23 protein-coding genes are annotated in these 22304 nt (G+C 72.9%); 11 read left to right on the forward strand and 12 right to left on the reverse strand.

The window, feature by feature from the left end; genetic code table 11:
- The first annotated feature begins 36 nt into the window (after window positions 1–36).
- A complete protein-coding gene (locus tag ACGFIQ_RS11605) occupies window positions 37–1563 on the forward strand; it encodes a glycosyltransferase family 39 protein (RefSeq protein ID WP_393242733.1) in 1527 nt (508 codons plus the stop codon).
- Window positions 1564–1820: 257 nt separating this feature from the next.
- On the opposite strand, the gene ACGFIQ_RS11610 is transcribed toward ACGFIQ_RS11605, so the two are convergent.
- Both ACGFIQ_RS11610 and ACGFIQ_RS11615 read right to left on the reverse strand, forming a co-directional pair.
- Complete coding sequence (locus tag ACGFIQ_RS11610) at window positions 1821–3413, reverse strand: histidine kinase N-terminal domain-containing protein (RefSeq protein WP_393242735.1); 1593 nt, start codon at window positions 3411–3413, stop codon at window positions 1821–1823.
- Window positions 3414–3438: 25 nt separating this feature from the next.
- The gene (locus tag ACGFIQ_RS11615) at window positions 3439–4470 is read right to left on the reverse strand and encodes an SIS domain-containing protein (RefSeq protein WP_357554952.1); all 1032 of its coding nucleotides are present in this window, start codon (window positions 4468–4470) and stop codon (window positions 3439–3441) included.
- 184 nt (window positions 4471–4654) lie between these two features.
- On the opposite strand from ACGFIQ_RS11615, the gene ACGFIQ_RS11620 reads away from it, so the two are divergent.
- Window positions 4655–6487, forward strand: a complete 1833-nt coding sequence (locus tag ACGFIQ_RS11620) for a tetratricopeptide repeat protein (RefSeq protein ID WP_393242737.1) — start codon at window positions 4655–4657, stop codon at window positions 6485–6487.
- Window positions 6488–6571: 84 nt separating this feature from the next.
- Here ACGFIQ_RS11620 and ACGFIQ_RS11625 read toward each other — a convergent pair whose 3' ends face one another.
- A complete protein-coding gene (locus ACGFIQ_RS11625) occupies window positions 6572–8158 on the reverse strand; it encodes an MDR family MFS transporter (RefSeq protein WP_393242739.1) in 1587 nt (528 codons plus the stop codon).
- Between the two features lie 112 nt (window positions 8159–8270).
- Between ACGFIQ_RS11625 and ACGFIQ_RS11630 the strand changes: the two genes are divergently transcribed.
- The gene (locus tag ACGFIQ_RS11630) at window positions 8271–8846 is read left to right on the forward strand and encodes a TetR/AcrR family transcriptional regulator (protein WP_393242741.1); all 576 of its coding nucleotides are present in this window, start codon (window positions 8271–8273) and stop codon (window positions 8844–8846) included.
- A gap of 37 nt (window positions 8847–8883) precedes the next feature.
- Here the strand turns inward: ACGFIQ_RS11630 and ACGFIQ_RS11635 are convergent, their stop codons facing one another.
- Together ACGFIQ_RS11635 and ACGFIQ_RS11640 are read right to left on the reverse strand one after the other, a co-directional pair.
- Entirely contained in the window at window positions 8884–9393 is a 510-nt protein-coding gene (locus ACGFIQ_RS11635) for a GNAT family N-acetyltransferase (protein WP_393242743.1), read from the reverse strand.
- Window positions 9390–9611, reverse strand: coding sequence for a biotin/lipoyl-binding carrier protein (locus ACGFIQ_RS11640; RefSeq protein WP_357067195.1), 222 nt, complete (start codon window positions 9609–9611; stop codon window positions 9390–9392). The genes ACGFIQ_RS11635 and ACGFIQ_RS11640 overlap by 4 nt, the downstream gene beginning before the upstream one ends.
- 220 nt (window positions 9612–9831) lie before the next feature.
- Between ACGFIQ_RS11640 and ACGFIQ_RS11645 the strand changes: the two genes are divergently transcribed.
- Window positions 9832–9906: a 50S ribosomal protein bL37 gene (locus ACGFIQ_RS11645; protein WP_369814844.1), complete on the forward strand. Its 75-nt coding sequence runs from the start codon at window positions 9832–9834 to the stop codon at window positions 9904–9906.
- A gap of 121 nt (window positions 9907–10027) precedes the next feature.
- On the opposite strand, the gene rsrA is transcribed toward ACGFIQ_RS11645, so the two are convergent.
- The 5 genes from rsrA to ACGFIQ_RS11670 form a co-directional block, all read right to left on the reverse strand.
- Window positions 10028–10315 carry a mycothiol system anti-sigma-R factor gene (gene rsrA / locus ACGFIQ_RS11650; RefSeq protein WP_030336658.1) on the reverse strand — a complete coding sequence of 96 codons (288 nt, stop codon included), beginning with the start codon at window positions 10313–10315 and terminating at the stop codon, window positions 10028–10030.
- Between the two features lies 1 nt (window position 10316).
- A complete protein-coding gene (locus ACGFIQ_RS11655) occupies window positions 10317–11141 on the reverse strand; it encodes a sigma-70 family RNA polymerase sigma factor (RefSeq protein WP_393242745.1) in 825 nt (274 codons plus the stop codon).
- A gap of 235 nt (window positions 11142–11376) precedes the next feature.
- Window positions 11377–11994 (reverse strand): alpha/beta family hydrolase, encoded by a 618-nt coding sequence (locus ACGFIQ_RS11660; protein WP_393242747.1) that lies wholly within the window; start codon window positions 11992–11994, stop codon window positions 11377–11379.
- A 51-nt stretch (window positions 11995–12045) separates the two neighbouring features.
- Window positions 12046–12438 carry a WhiB family transcriptional regulator gene (locus ACGFIQ_RS11665; RefSeq protein ID WP_357066666.1) on the reverse strand — a complete coding sequence of 131 codons (393 nt, stop codon included), beginning with the start codon at window positions 12436–12438 and terminating at the stop codon, window positions 12046–12048.
- Between the two features lie 196 nt (window positions 12439–12634).
- The gene (locus ACGFIQ_RS11670; RefSeq protein ID WP_393242750.1) at window positions 12635–13345 is read right to left on the reverse strand and encodes an SOS response-associated peptidase; all 711 of its coding nucleotides are present in this window, start codon (window positions 13343–13345) and stop codon (window positions 12635–12637) included.
- Window positions 13346–13447: 102 nt separating this feature from the next.
- Between ACGFIQ_RS11670 and aroA the strand changes: the two genes are divergently transcribed.
- The 4 genes from aroA to ACGFIQ_RS11690 all read left to right on the forward strand — a co-directional run bounded on the left by aroA (window position 13448) and on the right by ACGFIQ_RS11690 (window position 17780).
- Window positions 13448–14746: a 3-phosphoshikimate 1-carboxyvinyltransferase gene (gene aroA / locus ACGFIQ_RS11675; RefSeq protein WP_393242752.1), complete on the forward strand. Its 1299-nt coding sequence runs from the start codon at window positions 13448–13450 to the stop codon at window positions 14744–14746.
- A gap of 193 nt (window positions 14747–14939) precedes the next feature.
- A complete protein-coding gene (gene rsgA / locus ACGFIQ_RS11680) occupies window positions 14940–15950 on the forward strand; it encodes a ribosome small subunit-dependent GTPase A (protein WP_393242754.1) in 1011 nt (336 codons plus the stop codon).
- A gap of 28 nt (window positions 15951–15978) precedes the next feature.
- Window positions 15979–16797 (forward strand): histidinol-phosphatase, encoded by an 819-nt coding sequence (gene hisN, locus ACGFIQ_RS11685; RefSeq protein ID WP_393242756.1) that lies wholly within the window; start codon window positions 15979–15981, stop codon window positions 16795–16797.
- A gap of 59 nt (window positions 16798–16856) precedes the next feature.
- On the forward strand, window positions 16857–17780 hold the full coding sequence (locus tag ACGFIQ_RS11690; RefSeq protein ID WP_393243198.1) for a hypothetical protein: 924 nt from the start codon (window positions 16857–16859) through the stop codon (window positions 17778–17780).
- On the opposite strand, the gene ACGFIQ_RS11695 is transcribed toward ACGFIQ_RS11690, so the two are convergent.
- Window positions 17738–18937 carry a glycosyltransferase gene (locus tag ACGFIQ_RS11695; protein ID WP_393242758.1) on the reverse strand — a complete coding sequence of 400 codons (1200 nt, stop codon included), beginning with the start codon at window positions 18935–18937 and terminating at the stop codon, window positions 17738–17740. The two genes, ACGFIQ_RS11690 and ACGFIQ_RS11695, sit on opposite strands and share 43 nt — an antisense overlap.
- Window positions 18938–19160: 223 nt before the next feature.
- On the opposite strand from ACGFIQ_RS11695, the gene ACGFIQ_RS11700 reads away from it, so the two are divergent.
- The 3 genes from ACGFIQ_RS11700 to ACGFIQ_RS11710 all read left to right on the forward strand — a co-directional run bounded on the left by ACGFIQ_RS11700 (window position 19161) and on the right by ACGFIQ_RS11710 (window position 21642).
- Window positions 19161–20159, forward strand: coding sequence for an SDR family oxidoreductase (locus ACGFIQ_RS11700; protein WP_393242760.1), 999 nt, complete (start codon window positions 19161–19163; stop codon window positions 20157–20159).
- A 59-nt stretch (window positions 20160–20218) separates the two neighbouring features.
- Window positions 20219–20989: an ATP-binding protein gene (locus ACGFIQ_RS11705; protein WP_393242762.1), complete on the forward strand. Its 771-nt coding sequence runs from the start codon at window positions 20219–20221 to the stop codon at window positions 20987–20989.
- An 80-nt stretch (window positions 20990–21069) separates the two neighbouring features.
- Window positions 21070–21642, forward strand: a complete 573-nt coding sequence (locus tag ACGFIQ_RS11710) for a DUF5709 domain-containing protein (RefSeq protein WP_099848385.1) — start codon at window positions 21070–21072, stop codon at window positions 21640–21642.
- 4 nt (window positions 21643–21646) lie between these two features.
- Here ACGFIQ_RS11710 and ACGFIQ_RS11715 read toward each other — a convergent pair whose 3' ends face one another.
- Complete coding sequence (locus tag ACGFIQ_RS11715) at window positions 21647–22300, reverse strand: response regulator (protein WP_393243200.1); 654 nt, start codon at window positions 22298–22300, stop codon at window positions 21647–21649.
- Between the last annotated feature and the right edge of the window lie 4 nt (window positions 22301–22304).

The raw sequence follows: 22304 nt of genomic DNA on the forward strand, positions 1-22304 counted from the left end.
CGCCCACGAACGGCACGGCCGTGGCAGGCTCGAACCGTGGGCAGATTGTCCGAGTCGACCGGGGCGGCGTGGGAGCACCTGCGCCGCGTACCGGTCTGGCTCGCCCCGGCGCTGCTGACCCTGGCGGTGACAGTGACCGGGCTGGGCTCCGCCCAGCTCTGGCGCGACGAGTTGGCGACCTGGAGCGCGGCCAGCCGGTCGCCCGCGGACCTGGCCCGGCTGGCCGGCACCATCGACGCCGCCACCGGGCCGTACTACCTGCTGATGCACGGCTGGACCGCGCTCGTCGGCGACTCCACGATCGCCCTGCGCGTGCCGGCCGTGCTGGCGATGACCGTGGCGGCCGGGTTGCTCGCCGTGCTCGGCGCGCGGCTCGTCGACCGGCGCACCGGCCTGTTCGCCGGGCTGCTGTTCGCGGTCCTCCCCGGCACGTCCCGCTACGGGCAGGAGGCCCGACCGTACGCGCTGGCCACCATGCTCGCGGTGCTCGCCACCCTGCTGCTGGTGGCCGCACTGCGCCGGCCGAGTTGGGCCCGCTGGGCCGGGTACGCCGCCGCCGTCGCCGCTCTCGGACTCATCCACCTGATCGCGCTCACCCTGCTCGCCGCGCACGGCCTGGTCGTCCTGCTCGCCTGGTGGCGCGGCCCGGCCACGGCCGGCGTCGTCAGCCGGAACCAGCAGGACGCCGCGCGGGACCAGCACGGCGCCGCGTGGGACCGGCGGGTGTGGCGGTGGGTGGTCTCCGTGGTGCCGGTCGCGCTGCTTGTCGCCCCCCTGCTGCTCAAGGCCCGTGCACAGCGGTCCCGGCAGCTCAACTGGGTCCACCTGGTCCGCCTGGACGACCTGACCGCGCTGCCCGGCGGGGTGGCACAGAGCAGCGTGGTGGGTGGCCTGCTGGTCGGGGTAGCCGCGCTGGGTGCGGCCCGGCTCGGGCGGCGTGCCGTGCTGCCGGTGAGCGCGGTGCTGCTGCCCGTGCTGCTGCTCTTCGCCGCCGGCGAGGTCGTACCGCTGTGGGTGCCCCGGTACCTGGTCTTCGTGGTGCCCTTCGCCTGCCTGCTGGCGGGCGCGGCGTTGGCCGCGGTATCCGTGCCGGCCGGGCTCGCCGTGGTGGTGCTGGCCGGGCTGCTCGGCCTTCCCGACCAGGCGGCGCTGCGGCGCACCCACGAGTGGCCGCGCAGCGCGCCGGTGGACTACGCGGGTGCGGCCCGGGTGATCGCCGACGGTCAGCGGCCGGGCGACGCGGTGGTCTACTCCCCCCGGCAGAGCTGGCTCTTTCTCGATCTCGGCATCGAATACCACCTCGACGACCCACCGCGCGACGTGCTGGTCACCGAGGACGAGGTCCGCCGGGGCGACCTGTGGGCCGCCGAGTGCCCCCAACCGGCGCAGTGCCTGGCCGGTACGACGCGGGTCTGGCTCGTTGTGTCCGGCCGGCACGCCGAGCCGCTGTCCGCCGTGACCGGCCCCAAGGGCGACGCCCTGCGCGCGGACTTCACCGTCGCCCAGGTCTGGCCGCGCCCCGGCCTCACCGTCGCCCTGCTGACCAGCCGCTCCGAACGCTGACCTGACCTTCCGAACGCTGACCGGACCCTCCGACCGCCGACCAGTCCCTCCGACCGCCGACCAGTCCCTCCGGCCGACCAGTCCCTCCGGCCGCCGACCCGACCGGCCCCGGGCAGGCCGACTCCCGGCCCACCCGCCTCGATCAGTGTGATGCCGGTGAGTCATCTTGATGACTCACCGGCATCAGGCTCGTTCTGGTGCCCGCTCCCCCGGAGCGGACCCGCCCGGCACGAGGCGGCTCAGGGGGCTCAGGCGGCTCAGCCCGGTGAGCGGCCGTCGTGGGCGTTGCGGGCCAGCGGGACGACCAACACGGCCTCGGTGCCACCGGTGGCACCGGCACGCAGCTCGATGGTGCCGCGCAGCTCCCCGGTGACCAGGGCCCGGACGATCTGGAGACCGAGGCGGCTGCCGCGTTCGGCGTCGAAGTCCGGTGGCAGCCCGCGCCCGTTGTCGGTCACCGAGACGTGCAGCATCTTGCGGAACCGGTGCGCCGACACCACCACCTCCGGCCGGTCCGACGGGTCGATCTCGGCAACGGCGACCGGCACCATGCCCGAGGCGGCGGGTGTCGGAGCGTCGTCCGTCTCGTCGGCCGGCGGGAAGCCGTGCTCGACGGCGTTGAGCAGCAACTCGTTGAGGACCATCACCAGGGAGGTGGCGATCTCCGCCGGCAGCACACCGAAGCTGCCCCGCCGCCGCATGCCGACGCTCACCTCGGTCGCCGCGACCTCGGTCGCCGCGCTGGCCACCCGGTCGACGATGCCGTCGAACTCGACAGCCTCGTCACTGGACATGGAGAGTGTCTCGTGCACCAGGGCGATCGAGGCGACCCGGCGGACCGACTCCTCCAACGCGACGCGGGCCTCCGGCATGGCCACCCGGCGGGCCTGCAACCGCAGCAGCGCGGCGACGGTCTGGAGGTTGTTCTTCACCCGGTGGTGGATCTCCCGGATCGTGGCGTCCTTGGTGATCAGCGCTCGATCCCGGCGGCGAACCTCGGTGATGTCCCGGACCAGCACCAGCGCGCCGATCGGCACCCCGGCGGGCATCAGCGGCAGCGCCCGGGTGAGCATCGTGGCGCCGCGGGCGTCGATCTCCCGACGGGGCGGCGCCTCACCGCGCAGCGCCGCCAGGATGCCGTTCGCCGCCTCGGTGCCGTCCAGCGGATCGCCGGCGAGCCGGCGGTGCAGCGCGGCCAGGTCCTCGCCCACCAGGTGCGAGGCATAGCCCAGTCGGCGGTACGCGGACTGCGCGTTCGGGCTGGCGTAGGTGACCTTGCCGCCGGCGTCGAGCCGGACCAGGCCGTCGCCGACCCGGGGCGCCGACGTGGTCTCGCCCGGGTGCCGCGGCGGCGGGAACGTGCCGTCCGCGATCATCTGCGCCAGGTCGTCGGCCGTGGTCAGGTAGTTGAGTTCCAGCTGACTGGGCGTACGGGCGGTGGAGAGGTTGGTGTCCCGACCCACCACGGCGATCACCTCGCCGGCCTCACCCTCGGCAGTACGCAGCCGGACCGGGATCGCCTCGTGCCGGGCCGGCACGTCGCCATACCAGACCGGGTCGCCCTCCCGCCAGATCCGGCCCTGGGAGTACGCCACCCCCAGGTGGGCCACCTCCGGCCCGCCGACGATCCGCCCCACCTGGTCATCCTGGTAGGCGGTCGGTGCGGTGGTCGGGCGGACCTGGGCGACGCACAGGAACGTGCCGTCGGCGTCGACCGGCACCCAGAGCAGCAGGTCAGCGAAGGAGAGATCGCCCAGCAGTTGCCAGTCGCCGGCGATGCGGTGCAGGTGATCGATGTCGGCCGGACGGAGATGGGTGTGCTCCTCGGCGAGGTCGCGCAGCGTGGACACGGTGACCAGGGTGCCACGCCGTGCCTCACATCGTCGCGGTGACCTTCTTCAAGCCGCGCGGCGCGTCCGGGTCCTCACCTCGGGTGAGCGCCAGGGCCAGCGCCAACCGCTGCAACGGCAGGATGTCCAACAGTGGCGCGTACCGTTCGTCGACCTCGGGGACGGCCAGCCGGGTCGCGCCCGGCACGTCGGCCGAGCCGACCACCACGACGTCGGCGCGGCGCTCGCCGAGGCGGGGCAGCACCTCACCCATCGAGCGGCCACCGGGGCCGGAGCCGACCACGGCGAGCACCGGGACCTCCGGGTCGGTCATCGCGAGCGGGCCGTGCAGGAGGTCGGCGCCGGAGAAGGCGAGCGCCGGCAGGTACGAGGTCTCCATCAGCTTCAGCGCGGCCTCCCGGGCTGTCGGGTAGGCGTACCCCCGGCCGGTGGTGACCAGTTGGCGGGCGAACCGGTAGCGCGGCGCGAGCCGGGCCGGGGTGTCGTCGGCGAGGGTGCGGGCGGCCAACTCGGGCAGCGCGTCGAGCGCCTCCCGCTCGGCCGCGGGGAGCACGCCGTCACCGGCCCGGATCCCCTCCACGAGCATCAGCAGGGCGAGCAGCTCGGCGGTGTAGGTCTTGGTGGCGGCCACGGCCCGCTCGTGCCCGGCGGCGATGTCGACGCTCAGCTCGGCCACGTCCACCAGCGGCGAGTCTGGCGCGTTGGTCACCGCGAGGGTCAGCGCCCCGGTGGCGCGGGCGGCGCGCAACACCTCGGCCAGGTCGGGCGACCCGCCACTCTGGCTGACCCCCACGACGAGCGCGTCGGACAGGTCGGGCCGGGCCCCGAACAGGGTGACCGAGCTGGGCGAGGCGAGCCCGGCGGGCAGGCCGAGCCGGATCTCGGTCAGGTACGCCCCGTAGAGCGCCGCGTGGTCGGAGGTGCCCCGGGCGGTGAAGACCACGTGTCGGGGGCGACGTTCGGCGATGACCGCCGCCACTCGCGCGATCTCGGCGGCGTTGGCGGTCGAGAGCAGGCGGGCGTAGCCAGCGGGCTGCTCGTCGATGTCGGCGGCCATGCCGGCCCCTGCACGTGTCACGGAAACCCTCCCCTGCGCGGTTGCCGCGCGATTCTTGCTCAGTCTTGCACGTTTAACGGTATCTCAGTAAACGAACGAGCAGGAGTGCGCAGATGATCACCAGTTGATCTCAATATCAACTAAGCTTGGCGTGTTGCACCCAGCCCAGCGACGAGAGGACGACGTGCCCGAGGGAACGGACGACCCCGCGCTCTCCGTGACGGAGGAGTTGGCGCTGGCCCGGCTGGCACTCGACGAGGGTGACCTGCACCACGCCGCCGGTCACCTCGCCGGGGCGCTGGCGCGGGCCCCCACCCTCCCGGAGGTCCACGAGACGCTGGCCCGGCTCGCCGCGGCGAGCGGCGGCGGCCTCGACCTCTTCCCGATCAACCACCACACCTTCGTGGGCGCTGTCGTCGCCCGCGCCCATCTGCTCGCCACCGCCGGCCGTCCCGCCGAAGGGCTGGAGCTGCTGGGCGCGGCGACCACGTACGCGCCCGGCACCGAGTGGGCCGCAGTGCCCTGGGTCACCGCCCCCGAGTTGGCCGAACGGCTGAACCCGGAGCACGTCGCCCGCGTCCTCATGCAGGTCTGCGCCGCGCTGCCCGACCCGGTGCCGCGGGTCGACCGGGGCGCCCTCACGCCGTACCTCACGCTGGCCCGCAACGCGGTCACCGTCCACCCCGAGCACGGCCTGCTGCTCGGTGCGGCGTCCGCGCTGGCCCGGCGTCTCGGCGAAGCCACGCTGGCCGTGCGCTGGGCCACCCGAGGGGTACGCGCACAACCCTCGAAGATGGGCGAGGTCTGGCTCGGGTACGCGTACCGCAGCGCCGGCCGGACCCGCGACGGCCTGGCCGCCCTCGGTCGGGCCGTCGAGCTGGACCCCGACGACCTGGCGATCTACGCGGACATCGCCGGCACCCTGGCCGACATCGGCCGCCTCGACGAGGCACTGGAGTGGACCGAGCGGGCGCTGGCGCGCGACCCGTCGTTCGACTGCGCGGTGCACACCGCCCACCGTCTGCGGCACCTGCGCGACGGCGACCTGGCCCACCTGGTCGCGCTCGCCGACTTCGTACGCGACCACCCCGACGACAGCCACGAGCATGGTGACCTGGCCCAGTGCTGTCGAGGCCGGCCGTGGCTCGGCCAACTGACCCCGGCCGGCGGCCCGCTCGTCGACGCCATGCGCCAGGCGGTGGCCGATGACGACAACGGTTCCGGCAACGCCGTACGCCTGGCCGCCGCGGCCCCGCCCAGCGCCGTCCGGACGGCGACGTCCACCGCCCCCGGGCTGCGGATCGACGTCGTGGGCACGCCCGATCCGGACCCGCGCGAGCCCCGGCGGGCGTCCGCCCAGCGGTTGTGGCACTACGCGGAGAACGTACCCACGCCCGCGCTGCCGGCGCCCTCGGCGACGGCTGTCGAACGGATCGGTCAGCTCGCCCACCCGGCGTGGCCGCACCCACCGGCGGCGTACGACGCGGCGGTGGGTCTCGCCGGCCTCGACGTGGCGGACCTGCTCGGCCTGCTGGTGCACCCGCCGGCGGCGCCGGCCAACGCGGTGGGTCGACTGCTGGCCGCCCACGACCCGTCGATCTGGGTCCGTGGCGTGCAGGTCTGGGCCTGCCTGGGGCTGCTGCACCACCGCACCGACGAGCCGTGGGAGGGCTCCACCCGGCGCCGCGTACTGCTCGACCTGATCTGGGACGTCGAGGACTGGGTCACCGAGGCGGCGTTGTTCGCCCTGGTCACGGCCGCCTGGGTGGACCCCTCGGTGCGGTCGGACGTGGCCCGGGTGGTGGCGGAACGACTCGCCGACGCGGCCGACGTCGCGCGGGCCCGACCGGTCCCGATCGCCGCCTCGCTGGCCCACCTGGCGCTCGCCGTCCCAGAGTTGGACAAGGGCACCGCGGCGCTGGCCACCCAACTACTCGGTACGCGATCCCCCAACCTCCCCCGCCCCCGCAATCCCCTCCGCCGCCTCTGGCAACGCCTGACAGCCCGCCGCCCCTAACCCGCAGCGCCTGACAGCGCGGAGAGCAGCGCGCCGCGCCGGCCCGTCGGGGCTGGCGCGGCGCGGGGAGAGAGCGGGTGGGGGTCAGGCGACCGGGGCCGCCTTGCCGAGGGCGACCTCGGCGTCCTCCTCCGGAGTGGCCTGCGGCGGCGCCTCGTTGGCGGTGCGCAGCGGGATCTCCTTGATGAACCAGGCGAGCACCGGGATCGCGATGGTGAACACCACCGCCCACAGGAACACGTGTGAGATCGCGTCGGAGAGACCACCGAGCACCAGCTCACGCGCCTGGGCCGGCAACTGCTTGAGCTTCTCCAGGTCCATGCTGCCGCCGGACTCGCCACCGAAGGCCGCGCCCGCGGCGGAGTCGGCCAGCCGGTTGGCGAAGATCGCGCCGAACAGCGAGATGCCGAACGAGCCGCCGATCGACCGGAAGAACGTCGCCGCGCCGCTCGCCGCGCCGAGATCCTTCTGCTCGACGCTGTTCTGCGCGATCAGCATCGACGTCTGCATCAGGAAGCCCATGCCGACGCCGAGCACGACCATGTACAGCGAGGACATCAGCTTGCTGGTGTCGGTGTCGAGCATGGACAGCAGCGCCATGCCCGCGGTCATCACGACGCCACCGATGATCGGGTACGCCCGGTACTTGCCGTTCTTGGTGATCGCCCGGCCGATGAACAGCGAGACGACGAGCATGCCGAACATCAGGGGCAGCAGCAGCAGACCACTGTTGGTCGCCGACGCCCCCTGCACGGTCTGCTGGTAGAGCGGCAGGAAGTTCATCGCGCCGAACATCGCGAAACCGAGCAGGAAGCCGACCACCGAGATCAGCGCGAAGTTGCGGTTGGCGAAGAGCGCCAACGGGAGGATCGGCTCCTGGACGCGGCGCTCCACCAGGCCGAACGCCACGAGCGCGAGCACGCCCAGCACGGCCAGGCCGAGGATCTGCGGCGACGTCCAGTCGTACTCGTTGCCGCCCCAGGTGGTGATGAGCACGATCGCGGTGATGCCGACCGAGAGCAGCCCGGCGCCGAGCCAGTCGATCCGGTGCTCGGTGCGGTACTTCGGCAGGTGCATCGTGGTGATCAGAACGAGCAGCGCGATCCCACCCAGCGGCAGGTTCACGTAGAACGCCCACCGCCAGGACAGGTGGTCGGTGATGAAGCCACCGGCCAGCGGGCCGGCGACCATGGCGATGGCCATGATGCCGGCGATCATGCCCTGGTAGCGCCCACGCTCGCGGGGCGGGACCAGGTCACCGATGATCGCCATCACGCCGACCATGAGCCCACCGGCGCCGAGGCCCTGCACGGCACGGAAGGCGATGAGCTGGACCATGCCGTCCTCCGGGCCGCCGAGCATCCCGGAGCCGGCCATGCCGCAGAGGGCGGAGCCGACGAGGAAGGTGACCACCGAGGTCAGGAAGACCGACTTGCGGCCGTAGAGGTCACCGAGCTTGCCCCAGATCGGGGTCGAGACGGTGGTGCCCAGGACGTACGCGGTGACCACCCAGGTGAAGTGGTTGAGGCCACCGAACTCGCCGACGATCCGCGGCAGCGCGGTGCTGACGATCATGTTGTCGAGCATCGCGAGCATCATCGCGATCATCAGCCCGAACAGCACGACCCGAATGTTGTTGGGTCGCACGCCGGCCTGGGTTGCCTGAGTCATGGGTAAGCTCTCCCTGAGAATTGCCATACTTACTTGCCGCCCGGCTAGTCACCTTACTAGCCGCACGGTAAGTAGGGTAGGAAGCAACGGTCAAGTCAATTGGAGGGCGTGGGTGAGGGAGAGCACAGGCGGGACGCGAGAGCGGATCAAGGCCGTCGCGCTCGAGCTCTTCACCGAGCAGGGGTACGAGAAGACCTCGCTACGGGAGATCGCCGAGCGCCTCAATGTCACGAAGGCCGCGCTCTACTACCACTTCAAGAGCAAGGACGACATCGTCGCCAGCTTCGTCGAGGACCGGCTGGAGGGGATGGACGCACTGATCACCTGGGCCGCCACCCAGCCCGCCACCCTGGACACCCGGCGCGAGTTGATCTCCCGGTACGCCGACACCATGTTCGACGGGGCCCAGCCGTCGGTGATGCGCTTCTTCGAGCAGAACCAGACCGCACTCAAGAGCCTCTCCGCCGGCCAACAGATGCGCGGTCGGATGCTGGAGCTGGCCGACGCGCTCTGCCGGGGCGACGACTCCCCCGCCGCCCAACTTCGCGCCGCGCTGTCGATCTTCGCGGTGCACACGAGCTGGTTCGCCGTCCGTACGCCCCACATCAGCGACGACGAACGCCGCAAGCTCGCCCTGGAGGTGGCCGACGAGCTGCTGGCCGCCATCGGCACGCGGCCCGACGCCTGATCCGGACGGTCGCGGCCCGGGCTCGACGGTCGGCGGCTCAGCCGCGCGTCAACTCCAGGCGCAGGCCGAGCAGCTGCACTCCCGATGTCGGCGCCCAGTCCTTCTCCGGCGCGCGGACGAACCCGCGCCGCGCGTAGAGCCGGTGCGCGGGATCGGCCATTCCGGCCCGTACGCAGATCACCACCGCCGAGCAACCCAACTCGGTCGCACGGTCGACACATGCCTCGACCAGGGCGGCGCCGACGCCCCGCCCCTGCGTGCCCGGATCGACAGCGAGCATCCGGAACTCCGCCTCGCCCGGCCCGCACAGCTCGGCGAACGGGGTGCCCGGCAGCGTGAAGGTCACCGAGCCGAGCACCGCCTCGGTCACCTCGTCGACCGCGACCAGCACCTCGCCACTGGTGGCCCGGGTCGACACGTCGACAAGCGCCTCGGCATACCAGTGCTCGTCCTTGAGCTGGCCGTCCGCCTCGTACGCGGCCACGGTCAGCCGGGCCACCGCCGGGAAGTCGGCCGCCTCGGCCCGACGGACCCGCGTCCCGGTCAAGCAATCACCGCGATGAGATCGCCGTCCTGCACGACGTCGCCCTCGTGGACCACGAGCTGTTCGAGCACACCGTCGGACTCGGCGACGACCGGGATCTCCATCTTCATCGACTCGAGGATCACCAGGGTGTCGCCCTCGGTCACCGTGTCACCTGCCGTGGCGACGACCTTCCAGACGTTGGCCACCATCTCGGCGCGGATCTCCTCGGCCATGTCCAGGCCCTCCCTTTTCGCGATGTGCCTGCCGACGTATCCAATCATGCGGCCACCGGCCCCGGGTGCGCAGCGGCCCGGTCGGATGGCGCACCCGCCCTGGGGAAGGCGACGGGTGCCGACCGCACTACCATCAGCGGGTCGGACCCGTTGCCGGGCCGCCGGTGGGTGCACCGGCGCCGAGGTCGTGGGCAGCACGGCTCCGACCCAACACGAGGAGGTCAGCATGGCGAAGAAGTCCCGGAAGAAGAAGGCTCGTAAGAAGAGCGCCGCGAACCACGGCAAGCGTCCCAACTCCTGAACGGGTCGACGGGCCGGCGGCCCGTCGCCGATCAGCTGGACCCGGCCGACGCCGGACACACCGGTGGCCCGGGTCGACATCGACCCGGGCCACCGGTGTTGACACTGTGCCGCGCCGACGCTCAGTCGGCCAGCTCGCGGGAGTCACTGGTCTCGAAGACCACCAGCTCGGTCAGCTTGACCCGCAGCCGCTCGCGCAGCTCGTCCGGCGCGGTCTCGTTGCCGCAGCAACGAGCGACCAACGCCCGCACCTCCTGCTCCAGCCCGTACTCGCGCAGGCAGGGCCCGCACTCGTCCAGGTGGTGCCGGATCAGCGAGCGCCGCTCGTCGGCGCACTCGAGATCCAGGTAGAGGTAGACCTCCGCGAGCACCTCGCGGCAATCCGTCTCGTGCGGCTCCCCACAGCTCACGTCACACCTCCCGGCCGGCGGCGGCGGTCGAGCCCTTCGACGAGCGGGCCGCACTGAAGCCCCGCTCCCCGGCGTAGCGCTCAAGCAACTTGCGCAGATTACGACGCCCCCGGTGCAGACGCGACATCACCGTGCCGATCGGCGTACCCATGATGTCGGCGACCTCCTTGTACGAGAAGCCCTCGACGTCGGTCAGGTAGACGGCCAGCCGGAACTCCTCCGGCAACTGCTGGAGGGCTTCCTTGACGTCGCTGTCCGGCAGTCGGTCGAGCGCCTCGGTCTCGGCCGAGCGCAACCCACTGGAGGTGTGCGACTCGGCCTCGGCGAGCTGCCAGTCGGTGATCTCCTCGGTAGGCGCCTGGATCGGCTGGCGCTGCCGCTTGCGGTAGGAGTTGATGTAGGTGTTGGTCAGGATCCGGTACAGCCAGGCCTTCAGGTTCGTGCCCTGCTCGAACTGGTGGAAGGCCGCGTACGCCTTCAGGTAGGTCTCCTGGACCAGGTCCTCGGCATCCGCCGGGTTGCGTGTCATCCGCAGCCCAGCAGCGTAGAGCTGATCGACGAATGGCATCGCGTCCCGCTCGAATCGGGCCCTGCGCTCGTCCGTCTTCTCGGTGGTCAACCGCACATCCCCTCGCGTCGGATGCTTTCCCGCCGAGGATACGCGCACGGACCTGCCCGCAGATTCACTTCCGGCCGGTGTGCCCGTGCTCACCGCACCCACCCCGCCCGGTCCCGCCGGCGCGGGCCACTCCGGGCCATCCAGCAGCCGCTTCAGCTGCCGGGCGTCCCGTCCGTCCCGTTCCAGGCTCCGTGTCTCGGTTGGCACCGGTCACCCCCCTCGCAGAAAACTCGTCCGGGGTTTGTAACGCGAGATGACCACCGGGGCATTCCGGCTGGCCTCCCGTTCCTGGTCCCGGCCCCGACGGGGGCCGGCGCTGGGACCAGGAAGGGCCTGGGAGGACTGGTGTCGCCGGTCCGGATCGGGCCGGCGGCACCAACGGATGCAACGACCAGCGCCGGGCAGCGGAAACGGTCGTCCGGGCGCGCCGGGGTCGGCCGGATCAGTTGGGTGCCCAGCCCTGGGCACGCAGCCAGGCTCGGACGATGGCGGCGGTGCCGGCCGGATCCCGCCGCAGGTCGTGCGTCTCCCCGGGACGGGTCACCACCTGCACGGTCGGCCCCGGCTCCGGTGTCCCGAACGGGTCCCGGTCTCCGTTGACGACAAGCGTCGGCAGACCGGTGGCCAGTTCGGCGGCGCGCGTGCGCTCCGGCCGCCCGGGTGGGTGCAGCGGGAAGGCCAACGCGACCACGCCGGCCGCGCCCACCGCACGAGCCGTCCGGCAGGCCACCCGAGCGCCACTGGAACGACCACCGACCAGGACCGTCGGCACGTCGGCGTGCCTTTCCCGCAGCACGGCGAGCACCGCCGTCCAGGCCTCGTCGAGGTGACCCGCCGGTGCCGGCGCACGTCGACCAGCGACCCGGTAGGGCTGGGTCACCCGGACCACCGCCAGGCCGGCCGCGACCGACGCGTCCCGGACCGCAAGCAGGTCAGGGGCGTCGACGCTGCCGCCCGCGCCGTGCCCGAGCACGAGCAGCGCGGTGGCCCGACGGGCCGGCAGGTCGGTGTCGACCCGCGCCGAACCGCGCGGGGTGTCGATCTCGTCGCTGGGCAGCACCGACCCATTCTGCGCCGCCTGGCCGGCGGCGGGTGCGGGTCGGGTGGCTGATCAGCTCAACGGGACCAGGGTGAGCAGGCGATCCCGCACCGGCGGGCCGGCGTCGTCGACGGCGTCCGGGTCCGGATCGACCTCGCCACGCCAGGCGACAAGCATCGCCCGCCGTTCGCGGGGTGTGGTGGCACCCCAGACGCCGTGGCAGTCACCGACGTCGAGGGCCCAGGCCAGACAGGACCCCTGCACGTCGCAACTGCGGCACAGCGCGACGGCGGCGTCCGCCGGCTCGTTCGGTGCCGGAAAGAACGTCTCCGGATCGACGCTCTGACAGGTGCCTCTGGTGCGCCACGCGTCGTCTTGTCGTCGGTCCCGCACGGCCCGCAGCAGTCGCGGATCTCGCCGCGCCGCAGCCACCTCGTGCGGGCGAGGCATACGCGCCCGTGTCATCCACCCACCTCCCCCGTGGGACCGGCAAGATCAGTGAACGTCGTTCGCCCCGTGCGAATCGACTGCCACTACCGGCGCTGTGTTCTATCGCACTTCAGAACACCGGGACAAGGGTCTGCCGGGAACATGACTGAACAGCCAGGAGACGAATCGCGCGCAACCCTGGCAAATCGGCACCTGACGATGTGCACCGATCTCAGAACAGGGTCAGCTCCTGTGGCGTCACCGTCGGCGCCACCGACACGCGGGCGGTCAACTGCGGCCCGTCATTGCGGACGTCACCCACCGCGGCCCCGACCGGGCGGATCTCCAGGCCGGCGAGCCACTCCGCCGACGCCGGCACGAGCAGCCGCTCCGGCTCTTCGGTCGGCGCCAGCCACGACGACCACCGCTCGGACGGCAGCAGCACCGGCATCCGGTCGTGCACCTCGGCCAGGTCGCCGAGCGCCGCGGTGGTCAGCACGCTGAAGGTGAGCCGGGTCTCGGCGTCGGACTCCCAGACCGACCAGATGCCGGCCAGCGCGAGCACCGAGCCGTCGCGCGGGGTCATGAAGTAGGCCTGCCGCCCACCGTCGGGCCGACGGACCCACTCGTACCAGCCGTCGGCCGGGACCAGGCAGCGACGCCGGGAGAACGACCCGGCGTACGCCCGGCTGGTGGCCACCGTCTCCGCCCGCGCGTTGATCATGCGGGCGGCCCCGGCGGGAGACCGGGACCAGTGCGGCAGCAGACCCCAGCGACCGACGCAGAGGCTGCGGTGCCCCTCGGGGCTGACCCGGACCAGCGGCACCGGGTCGGTCGGCGCGACGTTGTAATCGGGTCGGAGCGGGCCGTCGGAGTCGTCGGACGACTCGAACAGCGCGCTCAGCTCGCCGGAGCTCCGAGTCGTCGCGTACCTGCCGCACATGGGCCACACGCTAACGCGTCGGAGCCCCGTCGGCTGTCCCGCCAAACGGGAGTACGACGACCGCCTCCCGCCGCCGACCGGCCGACGCGGCAGAATGTAACCGTGGGGAATCTGACCGCGACCCGGCCGCCACAGCCGTGGACCGCACCGACCGCATCCGACCCGGTGTCGACGGCGCTGCGCCTGCCCGGTTCCAAATCGATGACCGCGCGCGCCCTGGTGCTCAGCGCGCTGGCCGCCGGGCCGTCGACGCTGGCCCGGCCGCTGCGCGCCCGGGACACCGAGTTGATGGCCGCCGGTCTGCGGGCGATGGGCGCGCACGTGTCGATCAGCGACGACGAGCGCTGGCTGGTCCGGCCGCACCCACTCGCCGGCCCCGCCCACGTCGACGTGGGGCTGGCCGGCACCGTGATGCGCTTCGTGCCACCCGTGGCGGGCCTGGCCGACGGGCAGGTCACCTTCGACGGCGACCCCTATGCCCGCACCCGGCCGCTCGGCCCACTGGTCGGCGCACTGCGCTCGCTGGGCGTCCGGATCGACGTCCCCGGCACCGGCAGCCTGCCGCTGACCGTGTTCGGCACCGGTGGGGTCCCCGGTGGGGAGGTGGTGCTCGACGCGTCCGTGTCCAGCCAGTTCGTCTCCGCGTTGCTGCTGGCCGCCCCACGCTTCGACCGGGGCGTCGTGGTCCGCCACGTCGGCCCGCCGGTGCCCTCCGCGCCGCACCTGCGGATGACGGTGCGGATGCTGCGGGCCGCCGGCGCGGCTGTCGACGACAGCACCCCCGACGTGTGGGCCGTCGAGCCCGGCCCGCTCACCGGGCGCGGCTGGGACATCGAGCCGGACCTCTCCGGCGCCGTGCCGTTCTTCGCCGCCGCCCTGGTCACCGGTGGCGAGGTGACCCTGCAGGGCTGGCCGCACAGCAGCGCGCAGCCGGTCGAGCAGCTCCGCTCACTGCTCCAGCGGATGGGCGGCGAGGTCACCCTCACCACCAACGGGCTGACCGTGCGCGGCACCGGCGTGGTGCACGGCCTGACCGCCGACCTCTCCGACGTCAGCGAGCTGACCCCGGCGCTGACCGCGTTGGCCATGCTTGCCGACTCGCCGTCGGTGTTCACCGGCGTCGGGCACATCCGCGGCCACGAGACCGACCGGCTCGCCGCGCTCGCGCGCGAGTTCACCGCGCTCGGGGCGGACGTCACCGAGGCGCCGGACGGGCTGGAGATCCGGCCCCGGCCGCTGCGCGGCGGGGTGTTCCGCACCTACCACGACCACCGGATGGCACACGCCGCCGCGGTGGCCGGGCTCGCCGTTCCCGGCATCGAGGTCGACGACGTGGGGTGTACCTCCAAGACCATGCCCGAGTTCCCGGCACTATGGTCAGCGATGGTGACCGGAAAGTGAGCGTCCGGAAACCCCGCAGCGAGCGAGGCGGAGTCCAGGCTGCGGGGTTTCCGGACGCTCGCTAAGAGCTGACGCGAGAAGAGGACAGGTCCTGGCGACCAAACGGCGGGAGTACGACGAAGACGACGTACGGGTCCGGCCCGGGAAGTCGTCGCGCCCGCGTACGCGCACCCGACCCCAGCACAGCGACGCGGTGGACGGCTTCGTCATCGCCGTCGACCGGGGGCGCTACCAGTGCGTGCTCGCCGGTGCCGAGCGCGGCGTGGTGGGGGCCGAGCTGCCCACGGTGACCGCGATGCGGGCCCGCGAGCTGGGCCGCAAGTCGGTGGTGGTGGGCGACCGGGTCAGCCTGGTCGGGGACACGTCCGGGGCGGAGGGCGCCCTCGCCCGCATCGTCCGGATCGCCGAACGCCGCTCGGTGCTGCGCCGCACCGCCGACGACGACGAGACCACCGCCGAGGGCCGGCTGGAACGGGTGGTGGTGGCCAACGCCGACCAGCTGGTGATCGTCAGCGCGCTGGCCGACCCGCCGCCGCGCACCGGGTTCATCGACCGCTGCCTGGTGGCCGCGTACGACGCGGACGTCGAGCCGCTGCTCTGCCTCACCAAGGCCGACCTGGCCGGGCCGGAGGAGGTGCTCGGCTACTACACCGAGCTGGAGCTGCCGTACGTGCTCAACCGTCCCGACGCCGACCTGGGCGCGCTCCGCGCGTTGCTCAGCGGCAAGGTGTCGGTCATGGTCGGGCACTCCGGGGTGGGCAAGTCGACACTCGTCAACCGCCTCGTCCCGGACGCGCTGCGCGCGGTCGGCGTGGTCAGCGCGATCGGCCGTGGCCGGCACACCTCCACGAGCGCGGTGGCGCTGCGGCTGCCACCGGTGCCCGGCGTCGACACCGATCCCGGTTGGATCATCGACACGCCCGGAATCCGCAGTTTCGGGCTGGCGCACGTCTCGGCCGACAGCCTGTTGCACGGCTTTCCCGACCTGGTCGAGGGCACCGTCGACTGCCCGCCCAACTGCCAGCACACCGCCGACGAGGCCGCCTGCGGGCTGGACGCGTGGGTGGCCGCCGGTAAGGCCGACCCGCGCCGGCTGGCCTCGTACCGCCGGTTGCTCGCCTCCCGGGCCGGCGAGGGCGACTCGCGCGGCGAGAGTGACCAGCGGGGGCCCGGCGAGGGTGACCGGCGCGGGCCCGACGAGTGACCCGTCGGGCGTCGGCTAGGTTGCCGGCATGACCGGGTACGCCGACGATCTCGCCCTCGCCCACCTGCTCGCCGACCGGGCCGATGCCATCTCCACGGCCCGGTTCCGCGCGCTCGACCTACGGGTGGAGGCGAAGCCCGACCTGACCCCCGTCTCGGACGCGGACACCGCCGTCGAGCGGGAGATCCGCGCCCTGCTGGCCGAGCACCGGCCGACCGACGGGCTGCTCGGCGAGGAGTACGGCGCACAGCCGGCCAGCGACCCGGACGGCCGCCGCTGGATCATCGACCCGATCGACGGCACCAAGAACTTCGTCCGTGGCGTGCCGGTCTGGGCCACCCTGATCGCGCTCTACGACGGTGACCTGCCGGCGGTCGGTGTGGTGTCCGCACCGGCGCTGGGTCGGCGCTGGTGGGCGGGCGCGGGCGCGGGCGCGTACGCCGGTCCCGGCCCCGCCAGCGGCGAGCGGATCGGGGTGTCCGCGGTCCGCGACGTCGCGGACGCCAGCCTCTGCTACTCGTCGCTGACCGGGTGGGAGGACGCCGGGCGACTCGACGCGATGCTCGACCTGATGCGGGCCACCTGGCGCAGTCGGGCGTACGGCGACTTCTACGGCTACATGCTGCTGGCCGAGGGCGCACTGGAGGTGATGGCCGAGCCGGAGTTGTCGCTGTGGGACGTGGCGGCGTTGGTGCCGATCATCACCGAGGCGGGTGGCACGGTCACGGATCTGTCCGGCCGGCCGGCCCCGGCCGGCGAGCCGGGCACCGAGAGCAGCGTGGTGGCCACCAACGGTGTGCTGCACGCCGACATCCTCGCCCGGCTCGATCGACCAGCCGAGCGCTGACCGTCGCCAACCTCTATCCTCGCCAGGTGGTCTCCTCCGGCTGGTGCTTCCTCGCGGCGATGATCGTCGCGTACGGCTTCGCCAACCTGCTCCAGTCGGTGGCCGCGGCCCGCACCACGGTCCACCACACCTTCGACCCGGGCCTGCTGCTGCGTCTCGCCGGGCACCGGACGTACCTGGTCGGCCTGGGCTGCCAGATCGGCGGGTTCGTGCTCGCCTTCCTGGCCCGACGGGACCTGCCGCTGTTCCTGGTGCAGGCGAGCGTCGCGGCCGGGCTCGGCGTGACCGCCATCCTCGGCGTGCTGGTGCTCAAGTGGCGGCTGCCGGTGGCGGAGGTGGTGCTGTTGGCCCTGCTCTTCGCCGGGATCACCGCCCTGGTGCTGGCCGCCCGCCCGGCGCCGTCGAAGCAGCTCGGCACCGCCGGGTCGATCGCCCTGCTGGTGGCGCTCGGTGTCATCGCGGTGCTCGGGGTGTTCGCCGTCCGGCTGCACGGTGCACCCGGCTCGGTGGCCCTCGGCTCGCTGGCCGGGTTGGCGTTCAGCTCCGCGGCGGTCGCCGCCCGGCCACTGGCGTCCGCGTCGTCCGCCGAGGCGTTCCTCGCCCACCCGCTGTTCTACCTGCTGATCGCCCACTCGATCGTCGGTCAGCTCCTGCTCGGGCTGGCCATGCAGCGCGGTTCGACGACCGCCGCGGTCGCCGCGATGGACGCCGCCGGCGCGGTGCCGGCCGCGATCGTCGGTCTGCTGCTGCTCAACGACAAGATCTGGCCGGGGCGGGAGTGGTTGGCCGCGGCTGGATTCCTGGTCACCCTGGCCGCGGTGATCGGGCTGACCCGCTACGCCGCGCCGCAGCAGCAACGCGCGGTGGCGCACCGTCGCGACCAGGCCATGGTGGTCGTCGGGCGGTCCGGCGCAGACACCGGGCCGCCCGAACGGCCCGCTCAGGCCTCGACCGGCTTGCGGCGACTCACCACCCGCTCGTAGAGGCGCTCCAACGCGCCGGCGGTGCGCTCCCACGTGTAGCTGCTGCGCACCCGGTCCACCGCGGCGTGCCCGTACGCGAACCGGCCGGCGTTGTCGGCGAGCAGCCGGCGCAGCGAGACGCCGAGCGCCCGTACGTCGCCGGGGGGCACCAGGCGGCCGGTGACCTCGTCGACGACGGCGTCCGCCAGGCCACCCATCGCGTAGCCGATCACCGGCACACCGCAGGCCATCGCCTCCAGCGAGACCCGCCCGGCGGAGGAGTAGTGCGGTGTGCAGGCGACCACGTCCGCCGAGCGGTACCAGGTTGCCATCTGGTCGTGCGGCACCGCGCCGACGAGGCGTACCTGGTCGACGACGCCGACCTGCTCGGCCAGCTCGCGCAGCCGTCGTGCCTCGGCGTGGTTGGCCAGTTGGTCGGCCGGCGGGCCACCGGCGATCACCAGCTCGGCGTCACCGACCAGTCGCATGGCCCGGATCAGGTCCTCCTGGCCGTGCCCGGCGGCGAGCGAGCCGACCGACAGGATCCGGGCCCGCTGTTCGCGCGGTGCCGCCTCCCCGTCGGGTTGGAACTGCTCGATGTCCACCCCGGCCGGCACCAACGCGACCGAGCTGCGTTGCAGACCCATCCGGGTCAGCTCGTCGACCTCGTCGTTCGACTGGGCGACGGCGATGTCGACCGCGCGGGTCAGCGCGCGTTCCAGCGTGATCCGCTCCCCCGGCCCGTCGTAGTGGCCGCCCAGGTGGCGTAGCTGCTCGACGCCGAGCGAGTGGAACGTCTGCACCACCGGGATGTCGGTCTCCCGGACGGCGTGCGCGGCGGCCAGGCCACCGACCCAGTAGTGCCCGTGCACCACCTCGGGCCGCCAGGCGCCGGACCACTCCTCGGCCAGCCAGCGGCCGAACTCGGTCACGTGCGGGATGAGCTCGGCGGTGGGTAGTGGGTTGGGCGGGCCGGCCGGCACCTGGTGCACCTGGTAGCCGTCGATGTCGACGATCGCCGGCAGCCCTGGGGCGTCCCGGCGCTCGTAGAGCCGGACGTCATGGCCTCGCTCGGCCAACTCGGCGGCGACCCGTGCGATGTGCTGGCGGGTGCCGACCGGTGGGCCGTCGGCGTGGCGGTACGAGCTGGCGTGCGCGCAGACGAGGCCGACGCGCATGGGTCACCTCCCTGCGATCTTTCCTCGGCGGTGGTCCTCCCGTTTCAGAGCGTCCCATTAACCTCGGGAGCCGGAGTCGAAACCTGGCAGATCGGGAACAGTCCCCGCGAGTGCCACCGACGCTTGCGCCACGGCAATCACAGTGGCCACGTCACCCGCGGGTTGCGAAGATCGACAACGGGTACGTTGCATGACCAGGCCCGGGTGGGGGTACCGCTGAGGAATGCCGCTGACCCGCAGCCTCGACGATTCGACCGTGGTGATCACTGGCGCGTCCAGCGGGATCGGCACGGCGACCGCGTACGCGTTGGCCCGCCGCGGTGCGGCAGTCGTGCTGGCCGCCCGCAGCGAGGCGGCCCTCCGACAGGTCGCGCTGCGCTGCGTCGAGTTGGGCGGTCAGGCGCTTGTCGTGCCGACCGACGTGACCGACCTGGAGTCGGTGCGACGGCTGGCCGACCGGGCGGCGGCGGAGTTCGGCCGGATCGACGCCTGGGTGAACAACGCGGCGGTGAGCGCGGTGGGTCTGTTCGACGAGATCCCGGTCGCCGAGTTCCGCCGGGTGCTGGAGGTCAACCTGCTCGGCGCGGTGCACGGCATCAAGGCCGCACTGCCGTACCTGAGCGCGGCCGGCGGCGGGGTGCTCGTCAACAACGCCTCGGTGCTGGCCGAGGTGGCCATGCCGTACCAGTCGGCGTACAACGCCACCAAGCACGGCATCCGCGGGCTGGCCGACACGGTCCGACAGGAGCTGCGCGTCACCGGTCGCGGTCAGATCTCCGTCTGCACCGTGCTGCCGGCCACCATCGACACCCCGTTCTTCCGGCACGCGGCCAACTACACCGGCCGCGAACTGGTGCCGCCACCCCCGATCTATCCGCCGGAGGTGGTCGCCGAGACCATCGTGCGGCTGCTGCGCCGGCCCCGCCGCGAGGCGTACGCCGGCGGGGCCGCCCGCCTGCTCGGCCTCCAGTGGCGGCTGGCGCCCGCGCTGGTGGAGCGCACCCTCGGCTGGTACGCCCAGCGCACCCAGTTCGGCCCGGGAGCGCGGGTGGACAGCAGCGGCAACGTCTTCCACGCCGACGCACAGGCCCAACGGGACGGCGGCTGGCACGGTCGGCGGCGCCAGTTGGTGCGGATAACTGCCGCGTTCGGCCTCGCCGCCGCCGGCACCGCGGTCGGCACGATGGCGGCGATCAACCGCCGTTCCCGGTTGGTCCGCTGATGACCGGCATCGACCGCCCGAATGCGCGAACCGTCACCGACGCGCACACTGGGGCGATCATGTCGAGCTGTCTGGTGAACATCGACGACTCGTCGGCGGTGGTCCGGTTGACGGGCACGCTCGACGTCGCCGGGGCCGAGGTGGTACGCGGCGCGCTGCTCGCCTGTCTCTGGGACCGTCCGGGCCAGGTGGTGGTCGACGTGACCGGACTGCGGGTCGACGAGCCGCGGGCCTGGGATGTCTTCGCCGAGGTTCGGCGGGAGGTCGCCGACTGGCCGGACGCGGATCTGCTGCTGTGCGACCCGAGCGTCGACCGGCCCGACCAGGCGGCCACCGTGTTGACCGGCGGGTCGGCCTGGTCGAGCACGACGGCCGGCGTGCCGGCCTGGCCGACGCTGGACGGCGCGCTGGCCGCGGTCGCGGCGGTGCCGCTGGCCGGGGTGCTCAGCGCCGAACTGGCCGCGACAGTGGTGGCCGCCCGGGAGGCCCGGGAGCTGGTCACCACCGGTTGCCGCACCTGGGGCATGCCGACACTCGTCGACCCGGCGGGCATCGCGATCACCGAGATGGTCAACAACGTGGTGGCGCATGCCCGGACCCCGATGACCGTGCGGCTGGCCGCGCAGGACGGCGCCCTGCACCTGGCGGTCCGCGACTACTCCTCGCGTCGGCCGACGTTCGCCGGTTTGTCACCGCCGACCCGGGTCGGCGGCCGGGGCCTGCTGCTGATCGACACGGTGGCCCGTCGCTGGGGCAGCAGCGCACTTCCGGACGGCAAGGTCGTCTGGTGCGTCCTGCACCCGGACGACGAGGCCGAGGCTTTCGGCTGACGGGACGTTTCGCCGTCGGTGCCGGTTTCGAGCCAGCGGTGCCCCGGTTACGGCGGGAGGGCAGCGGGTAGTGATCAGACATGCGCGACAACGAGTACCCGACCCCCGTGTCCGACACCGAGGCGCAAGGTCTGCCCGACACCGCCGATGACGACTCGACCGCCAACGACGACGTCCTCACCGGGCGCGAGGCGGACGGCCCGGACCCGGCCCAGCTCCCCGGCGACCGGACGCCGGTGGCGGTGGACCGGTTCGGGACGACCGCCGAGGAGCAGCTCGACGGTGAGTCGTTGGACTACAAGCTCGACCGCGAGGTCTACGAGCGCCCGGCGGACGACCCGCTGGCCGGAACGATCGACCCGAAGATCGCCTTCGAGGCGGACAATCTGGAAGCCGCCGCGGAGGCCCAGCTGGACGCCGACGTGATGGACCCGGGGCCCACCTCGGACCCGAACTCGCCGGTCTCCCTCTACGACCACGGTCAGCTCGGCACGGTGGCCGACGCCACGGTGGGTCGGCTGGTGGAGCCGGACGAGGGGGCGCACACCGACCAGGAGACCGACTCGGTGGCGTACGACGCCGGTTCCGCCGGCGGCGGGGCGACCGCCGAAGAGTTGGCCATCCACGAGACGGAGCCGCCGCGCTCGGTCTGACCTCTCAGGCGTCCAGGCCGCGCTCGATGGCATAACGGGTCAGCTCGACCCGATTGTGCAGTTGCAGCTTGCCCAGGGTGTTCTGCACGTGGTTCTGCACGGTGCGGTGCGACAGCCCGAGCCGCTGAGCGATCTGCTTGTACGACATCCCCTTCGCCACCAACCGCAGCACCTCGGTCTCCCGGTCGGTGAGCCGGGGCGTCGCGGATTCCGCGCCGCCGGCCGGGTCGGTGCCCTGCCCCGGCCCGGCGGCCAGCCGCCGGTACTCGCCGAGGACGAGCCCGGCGAGGCCGGGGGTGAAGACCGCGTTGCCGGCCGCGGTGCTGCGGACCGCGTCGAGGAACTCCGCGGGCGCTGTCGACTTCACCAGGTAACCGGTGGCACCGGCCTTGACCGCGTCCAACACGCTCTGCTGTTCGCCACTGGCGCTGAGCATCAACACCCGCACGTCGGGCAGTGCCGCGCGCAGCCCCAGGATCACCTCGACGCCGGAGATGTCCGGCAGTTGCAGGTCCAGGACGACGACGTCGGGCCGGGCGGCGGCGGCCACCCGGATGGCCTGTCGTCCCTCGCCGCTTGTCGCCACCACCAGGAAGCCGGCCTCGGTCAGGTCGCGGGCGACCCCCTCCCGCCACATCGGATGGTCGTCGACGACCATGACG

Origin of the sequence: Micromonospora sp. NPDC048898, from assembly GCF_043198035.1 — a bacterium.
Lineage (GTDB): Bacteria > Actinomycetota > Actinomycetes > Mycobacteriales > Micromonosporaceae > Micromonospora.